The sequence below is a fragment of the Methylomonas defluvii genome, assembly GCF_033949435.1.
In the GTDB taxonomy this organism is placed as follows: domain Bacteria; phylum Pseudomonadota; class Gammaproteobacteria; order Methylococcales; family Methylomonadaceae; genus Methylomonas; species Methylomonas defluvii.
The window spans coordinates 1-19,218 of sequence record NZ_JAXARY010000016.1 but is presented as its reverse complement, the minus strand read 5'-3'; the positions used below and the strand labels follow the sequence as shown (position 1 = coordinate 19,218).

At 51.0% G+C, this 19,218-nt stretch carries 20 protein-coding genes; 11 read left to right on the top strand and 9 right to left on the bottom strand.

Annotation, left to right across the window (positions count from 1 at the left end; genetic code table 11):
• Positions 1-253: 253 nt before the first annotated feature.
• The 4 genes from QLH52_RS16415 to hxlA form a co-directional block, all read right to left on the bottom strand.
• Positions 254-937 carry a hypothetical protein gene (locus tag QLH52_RS16415; protein ID WP_319962272.1) on the bottom strand — a complete coding sequence of 228 codons (684 nt, stop codon included), beginning with the start codon at positions 935-937 and terminating at the stop codon, positions 254-256.
• A 71-nt stretch (positions 938-1,008) separates the two neighbouring features.
• The gene (tkt, locus tag QLH52_RS16410) at positions 1,009-3,024 is read right to left on the bottom strand and encodes a transketolase (protein ID WP_319962271.1); all 2,016 of its coding nucleotides are present in this window, start codon (positions 3,022-3,024) and stop codon (positions 1,009-1,011) included.
• Between the two features lie 202 nt (positions 3,025-3,226).
• On the bottom strand, positions 3,227-3,760 hold the full coding sequence (gene hxlB, locus QLH52_RS16405; RefSeq protein WP_020483686.1) for a 6-phospho-3-hexuloisomerase: 534 nt from the start codon (positions 3,758-3,760) through the stop codon (positions 3,227-3,229).
• A 3-nt stretch (positions 3,761-3,763) separates the two neighbouring features.
• Positions 3,764-4,411: a 3-hexulose-6-phosphate synthase gene (gene hxlA / locus QLH52_RS16400; RefSeq protein WP_033159179.1), complete on the bottom strand. Its 648-nt coding sequence runs from the start codon at positions 4,409-4,411 to the stop codon at positions 3,764-3,766.
• A gap of 433 nt (positions 4,412-4,844) precedes the next feature.
• Here hxlA and thpR point away from each other — a divergent pair, with 433 nt between their 5' ends.
• Positions 4,845-5,351 carry an RNA 2',3'-cyclic phosphodiesterase gene (gene thpR, locus QLH52_RS16395; protein WP_319962270.1) on the top strand — a complete coding sequence of 169 codons (507 nt, stop codon included), beginning with the start codon at positions 4,845-4,847 and terminating at the stop codon, positions 5,349-5,351.
• 23 nt (positions 5,352-5,374) lie between these two features.
• Entirely contained in the window at positions 5,375-5,722 is a 348-nt protein-coding gene (locus QLH52_RS16390; RefSeq protein WP_319962269.1) for a phenylpyruvate tautomerase MIF-related protein, read from the top strand.
• 87 nt (positions 5,723-5,809) lie between these two features.
• Here the strand turns inward: QLH52_RS16390 and QLH52_RS16385 are convergent, their stop codons facing one another.
• From QLH52_RS16385 to QLH52_RS16370, 4 genes are all read right to left on the bottom strand, one after another.
• Positions 5,810-6,136: a ComEA family DNA-binding protein gene (locus tag QLH52_RS16385; RefSeq protein WP_319962268.1), complete on the bottom strand. Its 327-nt coding sequence runs from the start codon at positions 6,134-6,136 to the stop codon at positions 5,810-5,812.
• 128 nt (positions 6,137-6,264) lie between these two features.
• Positions 6,265-7,236 carry a tRNA 5-methoxyuridine(34)/uridine 5-oxyacetic acid(34) synthase CmoB gene (gene cmoB, locus QLH52_RS16380; protein ID WP_319962267.1) on the bottom strand — a complete coding sequence of 324 codons (972 nt, stop codon included), beginning with the start codon at positions 7,234-7,236 and terminating at the stop codon, positions 6,265-6,267.
• Complete coding sequence (gene cmoA, locus QLH52_RS16375) at positions 7,233-7,979, bottom strand: carboxy-S-adenosyl-L-methionine synthase CmoA (protein WP_319962266.1); 747 nt, start codon at positions 7,977-7,979, stop codon at positions 7,233-7,235. Before cmoA ends, cmoB begins: the two co-directional genes overlap by 4 nt.
• A gap of 51 nt (positions 7,980-8,030) precedes the next feature.
• Complete coding sequence (locus QLH52_RS16370) at positions 8,031-8,678, bottom strand: MlaC/ttg2D family ABC transporter substrate-binding protein (RefSeq protein WP_225892924.1); 648 nt, start codon at positions 8,676-8,678, stop codon at positions 8,031-8,033.
• 139 nt (positions 8,679-8,817) lie between these two features.
• Here QLH52_RS16370 and hemB point away from each other — a divergent pair, with 139 nt between their 5' ends.
• The 8 genes from hemB to QLH52_RS16330 all read left to right on the top strand — a co-directional run bounded on the left by hemB (position 8,818) and on the right by QLH52_RS16330 (position 17,703).
• On the top strand, positions 8,818-9,834 hold the full coding sequence (gene hemB / locus QLH52_RS16365) for a porphobilinogen synthase (RefSeq protein WP_319962264.1): 1,017 nt from the start codon (positions 8,818-8,820) through the stop codon (positions 9,832-9,834).
• A gap of 22 nt (positions 9,835-9,856) precedes the next feature.
• Positions 9,857-10,432: a hypothetical protein gene (locus QLH52_RS16360; RefSeq protein ID WP_319962263.1), complete on the top strand. Its 576-nt coding sequence runs from the start codon at positions 9,857-9,859 to the stop codon at positions 10,430-10,432.
• Entirely contained in the window at positions 10,419-11,267 is an 849-nt protein-coding gene (gene aroE, locus QLH52_RS16355; protein WP_319962262.1) for a shikimate dehydrogenase, read from the top strand. Before QLH52_RS16360 ends, aroE begins: the two co-directional genes overlap by 14 nt.
• 73 nt (positions 11,268-11,340) lie before the next feature.
• A complete protein-coding gene (locus QLH52_RS16350; RefSeq protein WP_319962261.1) occupies positions 11,341-12,621 on the top strand; it encodes an HDOD domain-containing protein in 1,281 nt (426 codons plus the stop codon).
• 4 nt (positions 12,622-12,625) lie between these two features.
• On the top strand, positions 12,626-13,915 hold the full coding sequence (locus tag QLH52_RS16345; RefSeq protein WP_319962260.1) for an HDOD domain-containing protein: 1,290 nt from the start codon (positions 12,626-12,628) through the stop codon (positions 13,913-13,915).
• 1 nt (position 13,916) lies between these two features.
• On the top strand, positions 13,917-15,281 hold the full coding sequence (locus QLH52_RS16340) for an HDOD domain-containing protein (RefSeq protein ID WP_033159189.1): 1,365 nt from the start codon (positions 13,917-13,919) through the stop codon (positions 15,279-15,281).
• A 34-nt stretch (positions 15,282-15,315) separates the two neighbouring features.
• A complete protein-coding gene (gene prlC / locus QLH52_RS16335) occupies positions 15,316-17,355 on the top strand; it encodes an oligopeptidase A (RefSeq protein ID WP_319962259.1) in 2,040 nt (679 codons plus the stop codon).
• Positions 17,356-17,415: 60 nt separating this feature from the next.
• On the top strand, positions 17,416-17,703 hold the full coding sequence (locus tag QLH52_RS16330; protein ID WP_319962258.1) for a hypothetical protein: 288 nt from the start codon (positions 17,416-17,418) through the stop codon (positions 17,701-17,703).
• A gap of 56 nt (positions 17,704-17,759) precedes the next feature.
• On the opposite strand, the gene tssJ is transcribed toward QLH52_RS16330, so the two are convergent.
• A complete protein-coding gene (gene tssJ, locus QLH52_RS16325; protein ID WP_171697318.1) occupies positions 17,760-18,266 on the bottom strand; it encodes a type VI secretion system lipoprotein TssJ in 507 nt (168 codons plus the stop codon).
• 563 nt (positions 18,267-18,829) lie between these two features.
• Between tssJ and QLH52_RS16320 the strand changes: the two genes are divergently transcribed.
• Positions 18,830-19,218: IS110 family transposase (locus QLH52_RS16320; protein WP_319962257.1), on the top strand; the 389-nt coding region annotated here is incomplete at its 3' end.

Genomic DNA, 19,218 nt, shown 5'->3' with positions numbered 1-19,218 from the left:
CCCCCTCGTTTGAACCGAGCTTTACAAGCAAAAGATGTTCAGCAATTCTTGCAGGAGATTGATTGCAAAAGAGTCCCTGGTGATGAAACTCTATTTTTAGCTATATTGATAAGACTGAATCGCCACTTGGCATATATTCAAAGCCGAAACACACGCTTTAAAACATACGAAGTGGCGATCATTTAAATCTACCGGTTCAGAGTTAACGCTTAACCCTTAAGTTCCAGCAATCAGCATCAGGAATCAGATGCTATTAAGCTTTATCACGTAAATACTTTTCCACGCCAGTCGCTTTCGCAGCGGCAGCTTCCCGATCTCTTACGATTTGCTTTGCCATGTATTTGGCAACACCGGTAGCAGGATTGGAATCTTGTTTTTCCAAGTATTTGGCAACGCCGGTTTTATTCGCACCCATTTTTTCCAGATACTTTTCAACGCCGGTTGCGCCAGATGCAACTTGGTAATCATCAGCTGAAGAACCTTTGGCACTTTTAGGCGATTTTTTGTTGTAGATAAAAAATCCGGCTACAGCCAACAAAATTAAACCAATGTAGGAAAAATCAGAGGACGCAGCCTTTTCTGTTTGTATCACATCTACCGCTGCTTCCGCAGAAGTTGTGGAGGCAGATGACGAACTTGACGATTTGGCCGCACTTGGTGCTGCAGAGCTGTGCTTGTAGTCAGCATCGCTGTATAACACTTTAGGTTGAAAATTCGTCGCTGGGAAAGCTGGATCCGCTTCAACTTCTTTTACAGCTGGTTTCGCTGCAGGTGCTGTGGCAGCAGCAGGGGCAGCTTTGCTGTCGTTATATTCAGGATTGGTATAAAGCACCTTTGGCTGATAATCAGCCGCCGGATAATCCGATCCCGCCATAGCTAAGGAACTGGTCAGCATTAGAGCTGCCATCACGCCTTTCGTTAATTCATTTCTTTTCACGTCTATCACCTATGCTGTTAGAAACGTGAGGCTTCGATCATTTAATCCAAACCTCACCTAAGTTTACAAAATTAAAGAACGGCTTCCACATTAGCGACGACATTGTCCACGGTAAAGCCGAACTCTTTGAAGAGCTGACCTGCCGGGGCCGATTCGCCGAAACGGTCCAATCCTACGACTCTACCCGCGCTGCCGGCGTATTTCCACCAGCTGTCGGTTACTCCCGCTTCTACTACCACGCGCTGGGTCACGCTTGGCGGCAATACGCTGTCTTTGTAAGCTTGGTCTTGCGCTTCGAAGACGTTGGTAGACGGTAGTGACACCACGCGGATTTTTTTGCCTTTCGCGCTCAATGCGTCAGCGGCTTTCAACGCCAATTCCACTTCGGAACCGGTGGCAATGATGATCGCGTCCGGTGTGCCATCGCTGTCTTTCAGGATGTAGCCACCTTTGCTGATCGCGTCAATTTGTGCGGCGGTGCGGGGCACGTGCGGCAGGTTTTGACGAGAGAAGATCAGGGTGCTCGGTCCATCTTGACGTTCGATAGCGGCTTTCCAGCAAACAGCCGACTCGACCGCGTCGCAAGGACGCCAGACGTGCATGTTGGGAATCATGCGCAGGGTGGCGGTTTGTTCGACCGGTTGATGGGTCGGGCCGTCTTCGCCCAGACCAATGGAGTCGTGGGTGTAAACGAAGATGGTCGGGATTTTCATCAACGCGGCCATGCGCAGGGCGTTACGGGCGTATTCCGAGAACATCAGGAAGGTGGCGCCGTAGGGTTTGAAGCCGCCGTGCAGGGTGATGCCGTTCATGATGGCGGACATACCGAATTCACGCACACCGTAGTAGGCGTAGTTGCCATCGAAGCCCGGTTGGTTGACGTCTTTGCAGCCGGACCACAGGGTCAGGTTGGAGCCCGCCAAGTCGGCAGAGCCGCCCAGCAGTTCGGGCAGCAAGGGGCCAAAACCGTTCAGGGTGTTTTGTGAGGCTTTGCGGCTGGCGATGGTTTCGCCTTTGGCATCCACCGCAGCGATAAACGCTTTGGATTTTTCAGCCCAATCGGCAGGCAGTTGGTTTTTGATCACGCGACGTTCGAATTCGGCCGCGAGTTCAGGGTGTGCGGCTTTGTAGGCAGCAAATTTGGCGTTCCAGGCGCTTTCCAGTTGGGCGCCTTTGGCATTGGCGTCCCAACCGGCTTTGATGTCGGCAGGAATGTCGAACGGCGCGTGCGGCCAGCCCAGCTTTTCGCGGGTCAAGGCAATTTCAGCTTCACCTAAAGCGGCACCGTGGCATTCTTCTTTGCCTTGTTTGTTCGGCGAACCGAAACCGATGATGGTTTGGCAGCAGATGATAGAAGGCTTGTCGGTGACTTTTTTAGCTTCTTCAATCGCGGCTTTGACGGCGTCAGGGTTGTGGCCATCCACTTTAGGAATGACGTGCCAGCCGTAGGCTTCGAAGCGTTTCGGGGTGTCGTCCAGGAACCAGCCGGCAACGTTGCCATGGCCACGGACTTCGCCATCGATGGAGATGTTGTTGTCGTCGTAGAAGGCGATCAGTTTGCCCAGTTTCATGGAGCCGGCCAGGGAGCAGGCTTCGTGGGAGATACCTTCCATCAAGCAGCCATCACCCAGGAATACGTAGGTATGGTGGTCGACGATGTCGTGACCCGGACGGTTGAATTGACCGGCCAAGGTACGTTCGGCCAAAGCAAAGCCTACCGCATTGGTAATGCCTTGCCCCAAGGGACCTGTGGTGGTTTCCACACCTTCGGTGTAACCGTATTCAGGGTGTCCAGGGGTTTGCGAGTGCAGTTGGCGGAACTGTTTCAGTTCTTCGATCGGCAGGTTGTAGCCGGCCAAGTGCAGCAAGGAATAAATCAGCATGGAGCCGTGACCGTTGGACAGGATGAAGCGGTCGCGGTTGGGCCATTTAGGGTTGCTGGGGTTGTGTTGCAGAAAATCGTTCCACAATACTTCTGCGATGTCGGCCATCCCCATCGGGGCACCGGGGTGCCCGGAGTTGGCTTTCTGTACGGCGTCCATGCTAAGTGCGCGGATGGCGTTCGCTAAGTCTCGGCGCGAAGGCATGTTGGTCTCCTTTTTATTTTGTTATTTTAGTTGCGACATTCGATTACTCAAACATCACTCTGGCTGAGGCTGGTAAATACAAGGAAGACCAAAACCACACTCTCGTTCATTCAGACTGCTGGAATCGGTATCGCCTTGACACCCGAATGTAATGTAAAAAACCCGTGACCGAATTGCTCCGGCCACAGGTTTACACGCTAAGTTATTCCAAATTGGCGTGTCTTGATCTCATTTCTTCTTCTGCAATACCTTTGTCATGGATTACATGCGAAATTGTCGCTTCCAGGAAAAACAAGGTAGATAATTCAAACACAGTACCCATAGGCATGCCTTTGACTTTACCGTATTGTTCGGATCTGCCGATTTGCAAAGTGACATCAGCCATGTCGCCAATCGTTGAATCGTCCTTAGCCGAAATCAACACAATCTTTGCGCCGACTTCTTTGGCTTTTTTGGTAAAGGCAATCAACTGCTCGGTTTCACCGGAGCCGGAAATAATGATCAACAAATCGCCAGCTTTGATGCTTGGCGTAACAATTTCACCGACAACGCTAACGTCGTAGCCGCCATGCATCAAACGCATGGCAAAGAAATTGCCGACCAGCTTTGAACGGCCAGCGCCCGATATAAAAATACGCTTAGCCTGATCCAGCATATCCACCAAGGTTTTGTCATGCGAGTCGGGTGTCGCTTCCAGAATCCCTGAGATTTTGTCAATAATTAACTGCTGATGCATGACTTATACCGCCGCCGCATCAACCAATTCACGGATTTCACGAGCTGCTTCAGCAGGTGAAGGAGCACCGTAGATAGCTGCACCAACAACGATGATGTTAGCGCCAGCTTCAACGACTTGTTGTACAGTCGCTTGTTTGATACCGCCCGCAACAGAGATGCGCACATTCAAGCCCAAACGAGCGATGTCGTTCAGATCGGTAAACGGTGTGTGACCGGCTGCTTGCGCGTCCAGACCAGTGTGAATACCAACGATTTGCGCGCCCAATTTGACAGACTCTCTTGCGCAGTCTGCTTTGTCAGCCACGTTGATCAAGTCGATTTGAGTTTCAGCGCCGTGCTTTTTCGCAGCTTTGATAACGCCAGCGATAGTGGCCAAACCGGATACGCCCAATACGGTGCAGATGTCCGCGCCAGCAGCATAGAAAGCGCCCGCTTCGTATTCGCCTGCGTCCATGGTTTTCAGGTCAACCAACAACAATTTGTCTGGGTAACGTTGTCTCAGTTCTTTAACCAAGTTGATACCGTTGTATTTAATGCAAGGGGTGCCGATTTCAAAAATATCGACATAGGGTGCTACTTGATCCGCCAACGCAACGGTTTGGTTGAAATCCAGTGAATCCAACGCCATTTGAATTAATGGTCTTGCCATGTGATGTGCTCCGAAAGTTTTAATTTTTAGTAATAGCCGATTCTTGCAAATTGCCACAACCCGCTAGGCTTGTCACGTACGTGTGATGCATCTGTAACTGTAAGGTAGAAATGGGATATATGTCAATGCTTAGCAACTGCGCGGAGCCTACAGGTTATGCGAACAAATTGTTACTAGACAAGTCCGCGGCGTAAGCTCAGGCTAAACAAAACCGCAGGCAAACCGAGCAAAATTCAATTTCAATTTTAGGATTCATCGATTACGAACTGATAAATCTGGATATTTTTTTGGCTAATTGTCTATCCTCGCCGCAATTACACAGCATCCTTTAGCCTGATCACCAGCTTTCGACACCCAAATCGCAGCTTTTTGCCTGCCATCGAAAAGATGAAAAAGTCATAGCTCGATCTCACAACAACCGGAGAGGAACAGCTTGAAACGTCTCTTTTTTGCCTTATGGCCGGAACAAAACGCCAGGCAACAATGCGCGGCTTTAATCAGCCAACTAAACCGAACCGGAAAACCTGTTAAGGAAGAAAACTTACATGTCACCGTGTTGTTTTTAGGGAGAATTTCTGCACAACAACAGGCCATAATCACCAAGGAGGCAGGAAAAATGCCAACATCGCTGATAATGTTAAATTTTGACCGCCTGAGTTTCTGGAAAAAACCTGCCGTGCTATGCCTGACCGCCAGCCAATTCGATCAAAGCGTGTCGACATTAAACGAAAACTTGGCCCGCATAGCCAAACAACAAGGGATACCCATCGAAAACAGACTATTCAAGCCGCATGTCACTTTAGTTAAAAAGGCTAGTTCGGCAATCGATTTCGATTTCGCCCCCATACTTTGGCAATCAATAGGATTCTGCTTGGTAGAATCCTGCTCAGGTCCGGATGGCGTTGAATATCGAATTATCCAACGCTGGCCGGCAATTTAGCACCCCAAAACAGGAGACTGATCATGCCCTTTTTAAAATTGAACACCAACTCAGTGCTCGATACAGAACTGAAATCAAAATTATTAGGCGAACTGTCGCAATTGGTGCCCAAAGAGACCGGCAAACCGGAGCGCTACGTCATGATTAGCATTGAGCAAAACGACGCCATGCTGTTTGCCGGCAGCACTGCCCCCTTGGCATATCTGGAATGCAAGAGCATTGGCCTGAGCAGTAGCCAAGCCAAAAACTTGTCTGCATCGATATGCCAATTGCTCAATACCCGGCTTTCAATCCCTCAGGATCGGATTTATATCGAATTCAGTAACTGTCCGGCTGATTTTTGGGGCTGGAACGGCTCGACATTTGGCTAAACGACCCGGACGTCGAATAAATACGATTCAGACAAAACAGACTCAATGAGTTGGCGCACCAAGACCAAGCACGCCAACTCAGTCGCCTTATTTTGGTTTTTTTGGTTCTTGGGGCTTTTCCGGTTTCTCTGGCTTAGCAATTTTTTCAGCCGTAGCAGGAGCAGAATCCCCAAACAAAATATTCTTCTCATTCTGTTGCGCGGTTTTCTCCCCAATTCCAGACACATTTTCCAGATCTTTCAATGTCTTAAAATCGCCATGTTCCTTACGGTATTGAACCACCGCCTCGGCCTTCTTCGGGCCTATCCCGGTCAAGGCCTTGGAAATGGTTTCGGCATCCGCTTGGTTGATATTGATTGGTTCAGCAAATACGGCAAAAGAATACAGCATAAAAAGTACAAATAACTTTTTCATGGATTTCCTCCGATTGGATTTTAGGGCTGCCTGGACTAATCAGCACACACTTAATCAGCTGACTTTTCAAGCTAGCCAATCTTAGCCTGTTCTTTAAATTTTACAATTCAAAAACAAAAATCCACTGATTAATCGGCGCTAGCCACAATCACAGCCCGAACCGGCGCCGGCAAGCCTTCACAAGTTAAATCCGGAGAATGCGGATCCAAAAATTCCGCCAAAGAATGAAACCGCATCCATTCGGTACTGCGCTGCTCCTCGACAGAAGTTTTGGAAACATCCGCTAGGCGAATATTTTTAAACCCGCAACGGTGCATCCATAACATCAACGCTGCGCAGCTTGGTAAAAACCACACATTGCGCATTTGCGCATAACGTCCCTCCGGCACCAAGACATGCTGCGCGTCCCCTTCAACAACCAGAGTCTCCAAAATCAATTCACCGCCAGCCCGCAAACAGCCCCTTAATTCCAGCAAATGATCGATGGGTGAGCGGCGGTGATACAACACCCCCATCGAAAACACCGTATCGAATAGCCCCATATTGGGCGGCACATCTTCTATACCCAGCGGCAACAGATAAATCGGCGCTTCGCCGTGCAATTTACGGATCGCCTGAAACTGCATCACGCTGAGCAATGTTGGGTCAATCCCAACCACCAGCCTCGCTCCAGCCCCGAGCATGCGCCAACAATGATAGCCGTTGCCGCAACCAACATCCAAAACCAAGCGATTTCGTAGCGGTGCGATCTGGTCTTTCACCCTGTCCCATTTCCAATCCGAACGCCATTCGGTATCGATGTCAATGTCGAAGATCCGATAAGGTCCTTTTCGCCAAGGATGCAACTGCATCAACTGTTCGCGCAAACCGGCCCGCATCTCATCGGAAATATCCTCTGCCTGACCTACTCTGACACTCTCCAACAAATCGACACTCGACGGCATCAAATCCGGCAAATCGTCTACTACCTGTTGCCAACGTTTCAGATCCCCATGGGACGAATCCGCAAACGCCGCCGCCAATTGCTCAGGCAAACGGTTTACCCAGACTTCGTCGCCGGCCGCCGCCAATGCTTGATAAAGACCTTGGTATAGCGTCATTTCAATGCAATCATCGAAGCGAAGTTGAAATACTGAAACCAAACTTCCGCGCTGGCGAAACCCGCCAACTTCAAGCGCTGTTGATGCGCGATAAAGGTTTCCGGAATCAGCACATTCTCCAAAGCACTGCGCTTTTGGCTGATTTCCAGCTCGCTATAGCCTTGGGCTTTTTTAAATAAATGATGCATATCAATCTGCAAAGCCTGCTGTTGAGCATCGTCGAACGCCAGCTTTTCGGACAAAATCAAAATCCCGCCCGGTAACAAACCTTGATAGATCGTGGTCAAAAAAGCCTGCCGATCAGCCAACGGAATAAACTGCAGCGTAAAATTCAGCACCACTACAGAGGCATTGCTAATCACAATATCGCGAACATCGGCACATAAAATTTCTATCTCGGCCCCACCACCGGAAGCAACCGCCAGATTTTGCCTGCATTGCTCGACCATTGCAGCCGAACAATCCACAGCAACGATTCGGCAATTCTTAGTGGTGATTTGCTGATGCATAGCCAAGGTTGCAGCCCCCAACGAGCAGCCCAAGTCGTAGCAAACGCTGTCTTCCTTGGCAAAACGTGCCGCCAATAAACCGATCGCCGAGATAATAGTGTTGTAACCGGGAACAGAGCGCTGGATCATGTCGGGAAAGACTTTGACGACAGTTTCGTCGAAAGCAAATGCGTTGATTTCGCCCAGCGGACTGGCGTACAGAGAGTCTTTAGCGGATTGCATACTGATGGTCATTCCCGGCTGCCCCTAAACGGCACAACCGGGAACAATAAGAGAGGGAAAAACTTATGAATTATTTTTGCTGTTTAATGCTTCGGTATTGCGCTTGGCTAATTGGTTGATGACCTCTTGCAACGAACCGGTGCGCTCCACTTCGTTTTTGAAGCTGGTACGATAGTTGGTCACCAAACTGACGCCTTCGATCATGATGTCATAGGCTTTCCATTGGCCTTTGACGTTCAGCATCCGATAGTTAACAGCGATAGGCTGCAAACCGGGTTGCAGCACTTCGGTTTTAATCAGGACTTTTCTTTCGTCTTCTTCCGGGGTAATCGGCAAAAACCGCACGGACCAATCTTTAAATTCAAAGAAAGCTCGGGAATAGGTCCTGATCAACAACACTTGAAACTCCTTTTTAAAGCTCTCCTTTTCCGCCGGTGAAGCATCTTTCCACATTTTTCCCAGCACCAGCGACGAAATCAGATCGAAATCCACATTCGGATAAATGACTTCCTGGACGAAAGCATTGATTTTTTGGAAATCATGCGGAAAGGCAGGATCCTGTAAGCGTTGCTTCAACTTGTTGGACGCATCCTCAATGGTGCGTTGCGGCTCGCTCAAATCGGCCGCGCTAGCGGGCAAGGACAAAAACATTCCGGCAAACAAGCTAAAAACCACAACAAATATAAAATGCATATGACGTTTGATATTCATAAAAACCATCTCAAAAAGGTATCGCCGGCTAATTTCAACCGCCTTCATTCGATACACTGCTAAAATAAAGGCCGAAGCACTAACCCGGCTCCAGATTCTTGCCAGCCCATCGGGCCAGCGATTACCCTATTATATTACTATGGAAGAGATGTCACACCCTAACGACTTTTTCCCGGCCACCCGGATGCGTCGCATGCGTTATCAGGCCTTTTCAAGGCGGCTGATGCGGGAAAATCGCTTAAGCAGCGACGACTTAATCTGCCCGCTATTTGTTATCGAGGGCAATAACAAACAAGAAGCCGTCGCTTCCATGCCGGGCGTCAACCGATTATCCATCGACCTGGTGCTGCGCGAAGCCGAAACCTTATTAAATCTGGGCGTACCCGCCATTGCTCTATTCCCGGTAACGGATCCGGACAAAAAATCCTTAAGCGCGGAAGAAGCTTATAACCCTGACGGCTTGGCACAACGCTGCGTTCGGGCCTTGAAAGACGCCCTGCCTGAACTCGGGATCATCACCGACGTTGCCTTGGACCCTTTTACCTCGCACGGTCAGGACGGGTTACTGAATGACCAAGGTTATGTCGTCAACGACGAAACCGTCGAAGTCCTGTGCAAACAGGCGTTGTCGCATGCCGAAGCCGGCGCCGACATCGTCGCCCCCTCCGACATGATGGACGGCCGCATCGGCGCGATCAGAACCGTATTGGAATCTCATGGCTATACCAACACCCGGATATTGGCCTATTCCGCCAAATACGCCTCCAGTTTCTACGGCCCGTTCCGCGATGCGGTCGGCTCGGCCGGTAATCTGGGCGGCGGCAATAAATACAGCTATCAAATGGACCCGGCCAATTCCGATGAAGCCTTGCGGGAGATTGCGCTGGATTTACGCGAAGGCGCCGATATGATCATGGTCAAACCCGGCATGCCCTATCTGGACATCATCCGCCGCGCCAAGGAACAATTCGGTGTACCGACCTTTGCTTATCAGGTCAGCGGTGAATATGCGATGTTGAAAGCCGCGTCGCAAAACGGCTGGCTGGACGAACAACAAGTGGTGATGGAATCCCTGCTGGCATTCAAGCGCGCCGGCTGCGACGCGATACTGACTTATTACGCTAAATCCGCTGCCCAGTGGCTAAAACAACTATAACAACCAGACAAACGGACCCGGCATGAGCGAAGACTTTGATTTTGATGACAGTCATTCGACTGACGATCCGCCCCAACAGCGCCGACGTTACTTCGGCCTGGAACAGGCGGTATTTATTCTGCTGGTCGTTTTGTCGCTGACCGGCATCGCGATTACCGAATTCAACCCGCACGACGGCTACGGCTATTGGCTATTCATGGTGATCGTGTTTGGCATGCTGTCGATTTTCGTCTCCTGGTTACAAACCCGAACCAACGACAACGACTTTGGCGACATCGTCAAGGCCCAAGGGCTGCATTGGCTGCATACGCTGGTTGTGGTGATAGCAGCCGCATTGCTTAACAAATCCGAGCAGTTATCCGACAGAAGCGCCAGTCTGGTTATCTTGCTGATCCTGGCCTTAGCCACCCTGCTGGATGGCATCCGCATCGGCTGGCAATACAGCCTACTCGGTTTTTTCCTGGCAACCTGCGCGCTGATCGTGGCTTATTTCGAGAACTTTATGCCCATCAGTATAGGGCTGGGAGTGCTGGTGATAGCCTGCACCTTCCTCTGGGAATATTGGCGCAGCAAATACAGTACCGATGATGAAAATTGATAATTACGCGGTATTCGGCCAACCGATCAGCCACAGTAAATCACCGCGTATCCATAAATTATTTGCCGAGCAAACCGGTCAACTGATGGACTATACGCCCCAAGAGGTGCCTGCGGAAACTTTTGCCGCGACCACCAGCCGTTTTTTTGCCGATGGCGGCAAAGGCCTGAATTGCACCGTCCCGCTCAAGGAACTGGCCTGGCAATATGCCGACCAACTGACGGAACGCGCTCGTCAAGCAAAAGCCGTCAACACCTTATTCCGCCAAGCGGACGACAGCATTTTGGGCGACAACACCGATGGCATCGGCTTGCTTAACGACTTAACCATAAACCATGGCATCACGCTGAAGGATGCCGAGATTTTGATTCTAGGGGCGGGAGGCGCTACAAGAGGCATCGTCCCTCCCCTACTGGAACAGCAGCCGTCGAGACTGGTCATCGTCAATCGCAATCTGAGCAAAGCCCACGCAATTGCCGAGGATTTCACGGAGCTAGGCGCTGTGCAAGCTTGCGATTACGCTAATCTTAAAGATCGCCAATTCGATTTGATCATCAATGCCACGTCGGCCAGCCTCAGCGGCGATTTGCCACCTTTGCCGGCCGACCTGTTGAAAGCGGGCGGCAGTTGCTACGACCTGGCTTACGCCAACCAAGCCACCGCATTTGTGACATGGGGCTTGGCGAATAAGGCCGCACACAGCCTGGACGGCTTGGGCATGTTGGTAGAGCAGGCCGCCGAAGCGTTCTTTATTTGGCGAGGCGTGCGTCCGCAAACCTCGCCGGTGATTAGCCTGCTAAACGCCGAAAGAGCATTAAACAACACGAACGGATGAAATTATTGACCGGGGCGATGTCCATGGTAACAATCTCCCCAAACCGCCCGCCATTAACGTTTACTGGAATACTATGAGTGGAATTAGAGCTTTTTTTGAAAAATCCCATGCTAAAGGCAAACCGCAGCGCGGTGGGCAACGCATTACCCCGGAAACTCTAAAACAGTTATTCCCCATCAGGAATTTAAGCGACGAGATATTACAAACTTTCGCCACTGAAAATCACGTCGAAACCCTGGCAGCCGGCAGCACTTTGTTCAGCGTCAATCAACAGGCGACTTGCGCAATGTATTTGTTGCGCGGCACGGTGATTTTGGCCGACCACAACGGCAAAAGCTATGAAATATCGGCAGGCAGCGCACAAGCGAAATTCCCGATATGCAGCGGTATTAAGCACACCGCCACCGCCACCGCAAAAACCGAGATAGACCTGTTGCGGGTATCCCTGAAAATCATGCTGACGCCCAGCCGCCAAGACCACGGCAAATTATCTATTCCGGAAGAATTGCATCACAACCGGCTATTGAGCTTATTCGTCGAACATTTCGAAAATAACGACCATGAGATAGAAATCCCCTCATTACCCGAAGTGGCGATCAATTTGCGCAAAGCCATCCAAAGAGATGTCAACATCGACGAAGCCGTCAAGATCATCCAATTGGACCCTGCCATCTCCGCAAAATTGATAGAAGTCGCCAATTGCCCGTTATACCTAACCAACGTGCCAGCGAAAAACTGCAAAGACGCGGTGGTGCGTATCGGCTTAAACGCCACGCGCAACCTGGTAACGGCGCTGAGTATGAAGCAGATTTTCAAAAGCAAATCGCCGCTGATTAAAAATCATTTGGAAGATCTGTGGAAACAAAGCCTTTATCTGTCCGGCCTCTGCCATGTGCTGGCCAACCACAGCATGCAGCAAAATCCGGAAAATGCCTTACTGGCCGGTCTGGTCTGCGACATCGGCGTAATTCCCTTTCTAAGCTTTACCGCCAACTTACCACCCGAATACCATAATGACGCCGAAATCCTGGAAGCCATGCCCATCATCAAAGGCCCGGTCGGCGCCGTAGTGTTGAAGGAATGGGATTTTGCCGAAGAGTTCATCGACGTAGCCAAATCGTCCAGCGACTGGTTTCAAAACAGCGGCGATACCTTGACGGTGACCGATATAGTGGTCCTGTCCAGACTGCATGCCCTGATCGGCAAAACAGCGACCGCCGATCTACCGGCGATTACCGCCATTCCGGCAGCGGCCAAATTGAAAAACTTCTCTTTGTCTCCGGAAAATACGCTGGCCATCCTGCACGATGCCAAAACTAAAATTCACGAAGCTTTGAGCATATTTTCCTCCTAGCCGCATGATCTGGAAATTTTTAAAAAAATCCCCGGACAAAACGCCGACAGAGAGCAGCCCCTCCCCAGCAGCCGTCAACCAACTGCCCTTGAGCTATCTGCAAAAGCTCATCCCGCTGGGGGACTTACCGGCGGCGGACTTGCTGGCGATACCGGTGACCATGCGAAACTTTAACCCCGGCGACATCATATTTAACCGCGGCGCCGAGGCGGAACAATTAAGCTATCTCTACACCGGCAACGTCTATCTGGAAGCGAATAATGGCGCCGGTTATACGGTCGAAGCCGACACCTTTAAAGCCTGTTATCCTCTGGCAACATCCGGCGAACACGCCTTCAGCGCGATAGCCAAATCGCCTACCCAAATCATCTACATGCCGCTGTCCAATTTGCAGCACAGCAGCAAACCCGTCAACAATCCGCTGATCAACCCGAAGAGCATTCCGCCCCAGCTGCGAAACAGCTTTTTTTTCGATAGCTTTTGCGATGCGTTCAGAGCCGACAACCTGCATGTTCCCAGCCTGCCGGATGTTGCCTTGCGTTTACGTAGCGCCTTGCAAAAGGACATCAGCATCGCCGATGCGGTGAAGATTTTAAACCTGGACCCGGTTATATCCTCCAAACTGATTCAAGTAGCAAATAGCCCGATCTACCGCGGCAGCAACCCCATCACCAGTAGCCATGATGCCGTGAATCGGCTGGGATTTAAAACCACGCAAAACCTGGTTACCAGCATCAGCCTGCACCAGCTGTTCAGAAGCCGCAACCGGCAACTGAACAACATTATTCAGACACTTTGGAAACAAAGCATTCAGATTGCCAGCCTCAGCCACACGCTGGCCGGACTTACCCGAAAAGTAAACGCCGACGAAGCTTTACTGGCTGGGCTAATTCACAACATCGGCGCCTTACCGATTGTCACCTTTGCCGAAAGCATGGACATGTCACGCTATACCGAAGAAGAATTACAGGCCAGCATCGTCTGCCTGCAAGGCTTGTTGGGCACCCATATTTTGAAAAAATGGCATTTCCCCGATAGTTTCCAGCAAATTCCCGTCAATACCACAAATTGGTACTTTGACGACGGCCAGGGCCTGCAACTCTATGACGTTGTGCTGTTAGCTAAATTTCACAGCCAACTCGGCGGCACCAATACCCAGAAACTGCCGCCGCTAAACACCTTGCCTGCCTTTCAAAAACTGGACGATAGCGCACTGACGCCGGATATGTCTCTGAAGGCATTACAGGACGCAAAACAACAAATTGCCGAGGCCATCAACTTTTTCAGGACATAAGATGAATTGGTTTTCCAAGCTACTGGAAAAAAACACCACCGCCAACAAACCAAGCCGGAAAGCCTTGCCGTCTGGCGCAGAACCCCGGAGTAGCCTACCAACCGACAACTCAGTATCCAAACCCAGCAGCACTCATCAGCAAGCGCTTAGCGTCGCACAGCTGAAAAAATTCGCACCCTTACGCGATCTTGATGACGCCGCCTTAAGCTCATTACCGCATCTCAGCTTGGCCTACGCCAAAGGGGCAATTCTTTTTACCCTGGGGCAACCGACCAACAGCGTACTGTATTTGTTGGCAGGACAACTATCGATGCAACCGGATAGCGATAGCCGTTATCAAATCGACGCCGATTCCACGCTAGCCAATCTGCCGCTGAACAGCGGTAGCCGTTGCGGCGCTACCGCCACGGCGCTCAGCGATGTGCGTATTTTGGAAATCCCTATCCAACTCAACCGTTTATGGACAGATAAAAGTCAGGAAAGCGCCAATTGCGTGGAACTGCTCGATATTCAACTGCCGGAGCCGATCAACGGCAGCCGCTTTTTCAACAGCTTCGCCCAAGCCTATCGGGAAAACAAACTGCGCCTGCCTTCCTTACCGGATGTCGCCCTGAAACTAAAAGATGCGGTGCAAAAAGACATCGGCATCCGCGGGGCCGCAGAGATTATTCAGCTGGACCCGCCTATCGTGGCGAAATTAATCCAGGTGGCGAACAGCCCCTTATATGCCACGGAAATACCGATCAACAATTGCCATGACGCGGTAGCTCGCATCGGCCTGAATGCGACGCGGAATTTGGTGATGGGCATCAGCATGAAACAATTATTCAGTTGCACCGACCCGGAACTCATGAAAGGCATGCAGGCCTTATGGAAAAACAGCCTGTATGTCTCAAGTTTAAGCTTTGTCTTAGCCCAGGAGTGCAGCAACATCAACCCGGAAGACGCCCTGCTGGGCGGTTTGATTGCCGACATCGGCGCGATTCCCTTACTGCATTTTGCCGAACAATTTCCCGACGGCGGCCCCAGCTTTCAGGAACTAAAAACCGCGCTGCCCTATTTACGCGGCCCGGTCGGTGTGCTGATGCTGCACACGTTGGGTTTTCCCGAACAACTGGGCAACATTCCGCATCAAGCAGAAAACTGGCTGTACGACAGCGGCCCTGAACTAACGATGACCGACATCGTCATCCTCGCCAAATTGCACAGCTATTTCGGTTCCGGCAATGCCCGAGATCTGCCTTATATCAACTCGATTCCGTCTTACAGCAAACTAAATCACGGTAAACTCAACCCTGATTTTTCCTTGATGGTGTTGAAAAAAGCCCAAAATCGGGTCAACGCCGCCATGCATTTATTATCCTAATTTTCCCGATATTCATATCAGACTGGCTACCGACATGACCAATCCTTTGCTCGAAAACACCGAACTACCGCAATTTTCTAAAATCCTGCCCGAACACGTGGAGCCGGCCATCAGCCAGCTACTCACCGAAGCCCGGCAAACCATAGACCGGCAACTGCAAGCCGGCGGACCTTACACCTGGCAAAATCTGATCGAACCGATCGAAGCCGCCGAAGACCGCTTGAACAAGGCTTGGTCGCCGGTCAGCCACATGAATTCGGTAGTCAACAGTGAAGCGATGCGTGATGCCTACAATGCCTGCCTCGGCAAACTCAGCGAATACGCCACAGAAACCGGCCAAAACCGCGCCTTGTACGAGGCCTACCAAGCCATACGCGACAGCGCGGACTTTGCCAAGCTCGACCGCGCCCAACAAAAAATCGTCAACAACGCCCTGCGCGACTTTCATTTGTCCGGCGTGGATTTACCGCCCGAACAACAGGCGCGTTATAAAGAGATCAACCAGCAATTATCGAAACTAGCCAGTCAATACGAAGAACATTTACTGGACGCCACCAACGCCTGGCACAAACAGATTACCCATCTCGACGATTTGGCCGGCCTGCCGGAATCGGCTCTGGCCCAAGCCAAACAAGCCGCCGAAGCGGAAGGCAAGGATGGCTGGTTGATCAACCTGCAATTCCCGTCGTATCTGGCGGTGATGACCTACGCCGACAACCGCGAACTGCGCCGCGAACATTATGAGGCATTCTGCACCCGAGCCTCCGATCAAGGCCCGCATGCCGGGCAATGGGACAATTCCGAATTGATGGAACAAATCCTGGCGTTGCGCCACGAGAAAGCCCAATTGCTGGGCTTTAACAACTACGCCGAATATTCGCTGGCTACTAAAATGGCCAAATCCACCGACGACGTGGTGAAGTTTCTGGAAGATTTGGCCGACAAATCCTGGCGCCAAGCCCGCCGGGATTTGACTGAATTGAAAGAGTTTGCTGCCGCCGAGCACGGCCTAAACGACTTGCAAGCCTGGGACATCGGTTATTACTCGGAAAAAATGCGCCAGCACTTCTACCAATTGTCGCAAGAAGAAGTGAAAGCCTATTTCCCCGACAACAAAGTTGTGCCCGGCCTGTTTGCCATCGTCGAGAAACTCTATGGCCTGCAAATCAGCGAAATCAAAGACTTCGACACCTGGCACCCCGACGCCCGCTTTTATCAAATCCTGGATAAACACGGCCAATTGCGCGGCCGCTTCTTCCTGGACTTATACGCCCGCGCCAAAAAGCGCGGCGGCGCCTGGATGGACGACTGCGTCTGCCGTAAAAAAGTCGGCGATGCACTACAAACACCGGTGGCGTATTTAACCTGCAACTTTACCCCGCCGACTGGCAACGACCCGGCCTTGCTGACCCACGACGAAGTGGAAACGCTGTTTCACGAATTCGGCCACGGTCTGCATCACATGTTGACCCAGATCGATCACCTCGGTGTCTCGGGCATCAACGGCGTCGAGTGGGATGCGGTAGAACTGCCCAGCCAATTCATGGAAAACTGGTGCTGGGAAAAAGAAGCGCTGGGCTTAATCTCCGGTCATTATCAAACCGGTGAACCGCTGCCCGATACGTTGTACGACAAAATGTTGGCGGCAAAAAACTTCCAAGCCGGCATGATGATGGTGCGGCAACTGGAATTCAGTCTATTCGATTTCAAGATGCATCGGGATTACGCTCCGGCCAAGGGCGGACAAATTTATACCATCCTCAAACAGGTGCGTGACCAGGTAGCCGTGGTCAAGGTACCGGAATTCAACCGTTTCGCCCATAGCTTCTCGCATATTTTCGCTGGTGGTTACGCCGCCGGTTATTACAGTTACAAATGGGCGGAAGTGTTGTCGGCGGACGCATTTTCCTTGTTCGAAGAGAAAGGCATTTTCGACCGCGATACAGGTGAGTCTTTCCTGCACAACATCCTGGAGCAAGGCGGTAGCCGCGATGCGATGACCTTATTCAAAAACTTCCGCGGCCGCGAACCCAATATCGACGCTCTACTCAGACATAACGGTATCGCCGCGTAAATGTTTCCTGGATTGCCTTGATGCTCGTCATCAAGGCAATCGAGTTTTTCAGGAGCGAAAATGAAAAACTGCCCACAGTGCGGCCAGCCCAGGTTGGGCGAGGCATTTAAATGTCCAAGTTGTGACGTGTTTTATTCCCAGCTCGACGAATTGCTGTACGCAGAACAGCAAAAACAGGAAAGCCAAACACTAAAAGGCACGCTTAAACGCATTCGCGCCGCCGAAGACCGCTCACAAGCCCTGAGAGCTGCGTTGAAAACCCTGTGGCTCAACACGCCCTTAAAAACCAAGATCGTGATTTGGACCTTAATCGCGTTCGTGTTTGTGCTGGTGGTGCCGGTTTTTTAATTGCTTAAACCGCTCAGGGACTAAAAGCAAACCCATAGTCCCTCGTTATTCCCCACTTAATCTTCTTTAGGTGCTGCGGGTGCGGGTTCCGTCGGCGTATTGGTCACGGTTAGACTATTGGCATCCAGCTTAAGTAACACCGCATTGTTCTGATGAGCCTTCAACTCGGTCAAAGTGCGCCAGCCGGCATTATCCAATTTACGAAAAGCCGCAAAAAACCCCAATACCCGGGTATCCGCAGCCGGCTCGATCCGCAAGGATTTGTTCTCGCCGGGCTTTATCACCAACTCTTGTTTGCGTACCAGATCGGCGGCCAAAGTAGCCTGCTCTTTATCGAATATGGCAAAAAAATCGGCACCGTTAAAACCACTTTGCTCCCGCAATTCGTAAATTCTTAACACCACCGGCGAGGCTTTACCGTCGGCGTCGGGGTTAATTGACGCGGTGCTGTTTAGCGTTAGCTCAACGACTGTTGGCGGTGGCGGAGCCGGTTGCTCAGGCACCTCTGCGCACGCAGCCAACAACGAGGCAAAAAAAACTGGCAGTAATCTGGCTAACAACATACGACTATCCCTTTAAAAATTAGTTAACGCCATTCTGCCATAGGCACACAGTCACAGTACAAGGATTCATTTCCGGTAATTACTCGCCCAGCGTCGGCTAGTTTTTCAACTTGGTTAGATGCGGTTGCGCTGGCTCAAGGGCGCCGTAGCGGTATTGCGTCGTGCCATTCGGCGTTTCGGCGCGAATCAGGCGGTTGTCGCTATAGTATTGGTAACAGCTGACAATGAGGCCGGCCTTGCCGCGCTTTTCTTAAATCACGTGCCCGCCGAAAGAGGGCTAAGCCTTGTAATTCACAGTGCATTTCCAGGCTTACGATTGCACTGAAGCTAACAGTATCTTGTATTATCCACCCGTGTTTTTCAGGAGATAATAAAATCTCGAAAAACATGCCTGAGGGGCACCTCAGGTTTGGGTCACTGGATGCCGTATCGGACCTTGGACTATTGAAGCCCGAGACGTAGACCCCTGCAGCAGTGACCCACCCTCGATCAACGATCGGACAGTCTCTTCGGCCCGGATTCCGGCAGCCTGCATTCACAAGGTAGATCATTTGAGGTTTTCAATGTCCCATTTTTATCTCGGTATCGATGTTTCAAAAGCCAAGCTGGATTGCGCATTACGCTTGTCCAACGGTAAGTTTCGCGCCAAAGTGGTTCCCAATTCGCTTGAAGGCTTTACAGCTTTGTTGACGTGGCTAAACGCCCAAAAAGCTGAATCCGTGCAGGTCTGCATGGAAGCGACCGGCATTTATTGGGAAGACGTTGCTCAGCATCTGGCAACCAACGGCTTAACTGTCAGCGTCGTCAATCCGGCACAAATCAAAGCTTATGGCGCTTCACGGCTCACCCGCAGCAAGACCGACATGGTCGATGCTAAACTCATTGCCGATTTCTGCGCCGAACGCAAACCATCCGCTTGGCAACCCCGTTGCGAGGCGGAAGTCACGTTACG

Bases quoted from the DNA above. Each gene is read 5' to 3' on its own strand.
- tkt (WP_319962271.1), bottom strand. From the start codon at position 3,024: ATGCCTTCGCGCCGAGACTTAGCGAACGCCATCCGCGCACTTAGCATG.
- hxlB (WP_020483686.1), bottom strand. From the start codon at position 3,760: ATGCATCAGCAGTTAATTATTGACAAAATCTCAGGGATTCTGGAAGCG.
- hxlA (WP_033159179.1), bottom strand. From the start codon at position 4,411: ATGGCAAGACCATTAATTCAAATGGCGTTGGATTCACTGGATTTCAAC.
- QLH52_RS16390 (WP_319962269.1), top strand. From the start codon at position 5,375: ATGCCCTTTTTAAAATTGAACACCAACTCAGTGCTCGATACAGAACTG.
- QLH52_RS16385 (WP_319962268.1), bottom strand. From the start codon at position 6,136: ATGAAAAAGTTATTTGTACTTTTTATGCTGTATTCTTTTGCCGTATTT.
- cmoB (WP_319962267.1), bottom strand. From the start codon at position 7,236: ATGACGCTATACCAAGGTCTTTATCAAGCATTGGCGGCGGCCGGCGAC.
- cmoA (WP_319962266.1), bottom strand. From the start codon at position 7,979: ATGACCATCAGTATGCAATCCGCTAAAGACTCTCTGTACGCCAGTCCG.
- QLH52_RS16370 (WP_225892924.1), bottom strand. From the start codon at position 8,678: ATGAATATCAAACGTCATATGCATTTTATATTTGTTGTGGTTTTTAGC.
- hemB (WP_319962264.1), top strand. From the start codon at position 8,818: ATGGAAGAGATGTCACACCCTAACGACTTTTTCCCGGCCACCCGGATG.
- QLH52_RS16360 (WP_319962263.1), top strand. From the start codon at position 9,857: ATGAGCGAAGACTTTGATTTTGATGACAGTCATTCGACTGACGATCCG.
- aroE (WP_319962262.1), top strand. From the start codon at position 10,419: ATGATGAAAATTGATAATTACGCGGTATTCGGCCAACCGATCAGCCAC.
- QLH52_RS16350 (WP_319962261.1), top strand. From the start codon at position 11,341: ATGAGTGGAATTAGAGCTTTTTTTGAAAAATCCCATGCTAAAGGCAAA.
- QLH52_RS16345 (WP_319962260.1), top strand. From the start codon at position 12,626: ATGATCTGGAAATTTTTAAAAAAATCCCCGGACAAAACGCCGACAGAG.
- QLH52_RS16340 (WP_033159189.1), top strand. From the start codon at position 13,917: ATGAATTGGTTTTCCAAGCTACTGGAAAAAAACACCACCGCCAACAAA.
- prlC (WP_319962259.1), top strand. From the start codon at position 15,316: ATGACCAATCCTTTGCTCGAAAACACCGAACTACCGCAATTTTCTAAA.
- QLH52_RS16330 (WP_319962258.1), top strand. From the start codon at position 17,416: ATGAAAAACTGCCCACAGTGCGGCCAGCCCAGGTTGGGCGAGGCATTT.
- tssJ (WP_171697318.1), bottom strand. From the start codon at position 18,266: ATGTTGTTAGCCAGATTACTGCCAGTTTTTTTTGCCTCGTTGTTGGCT.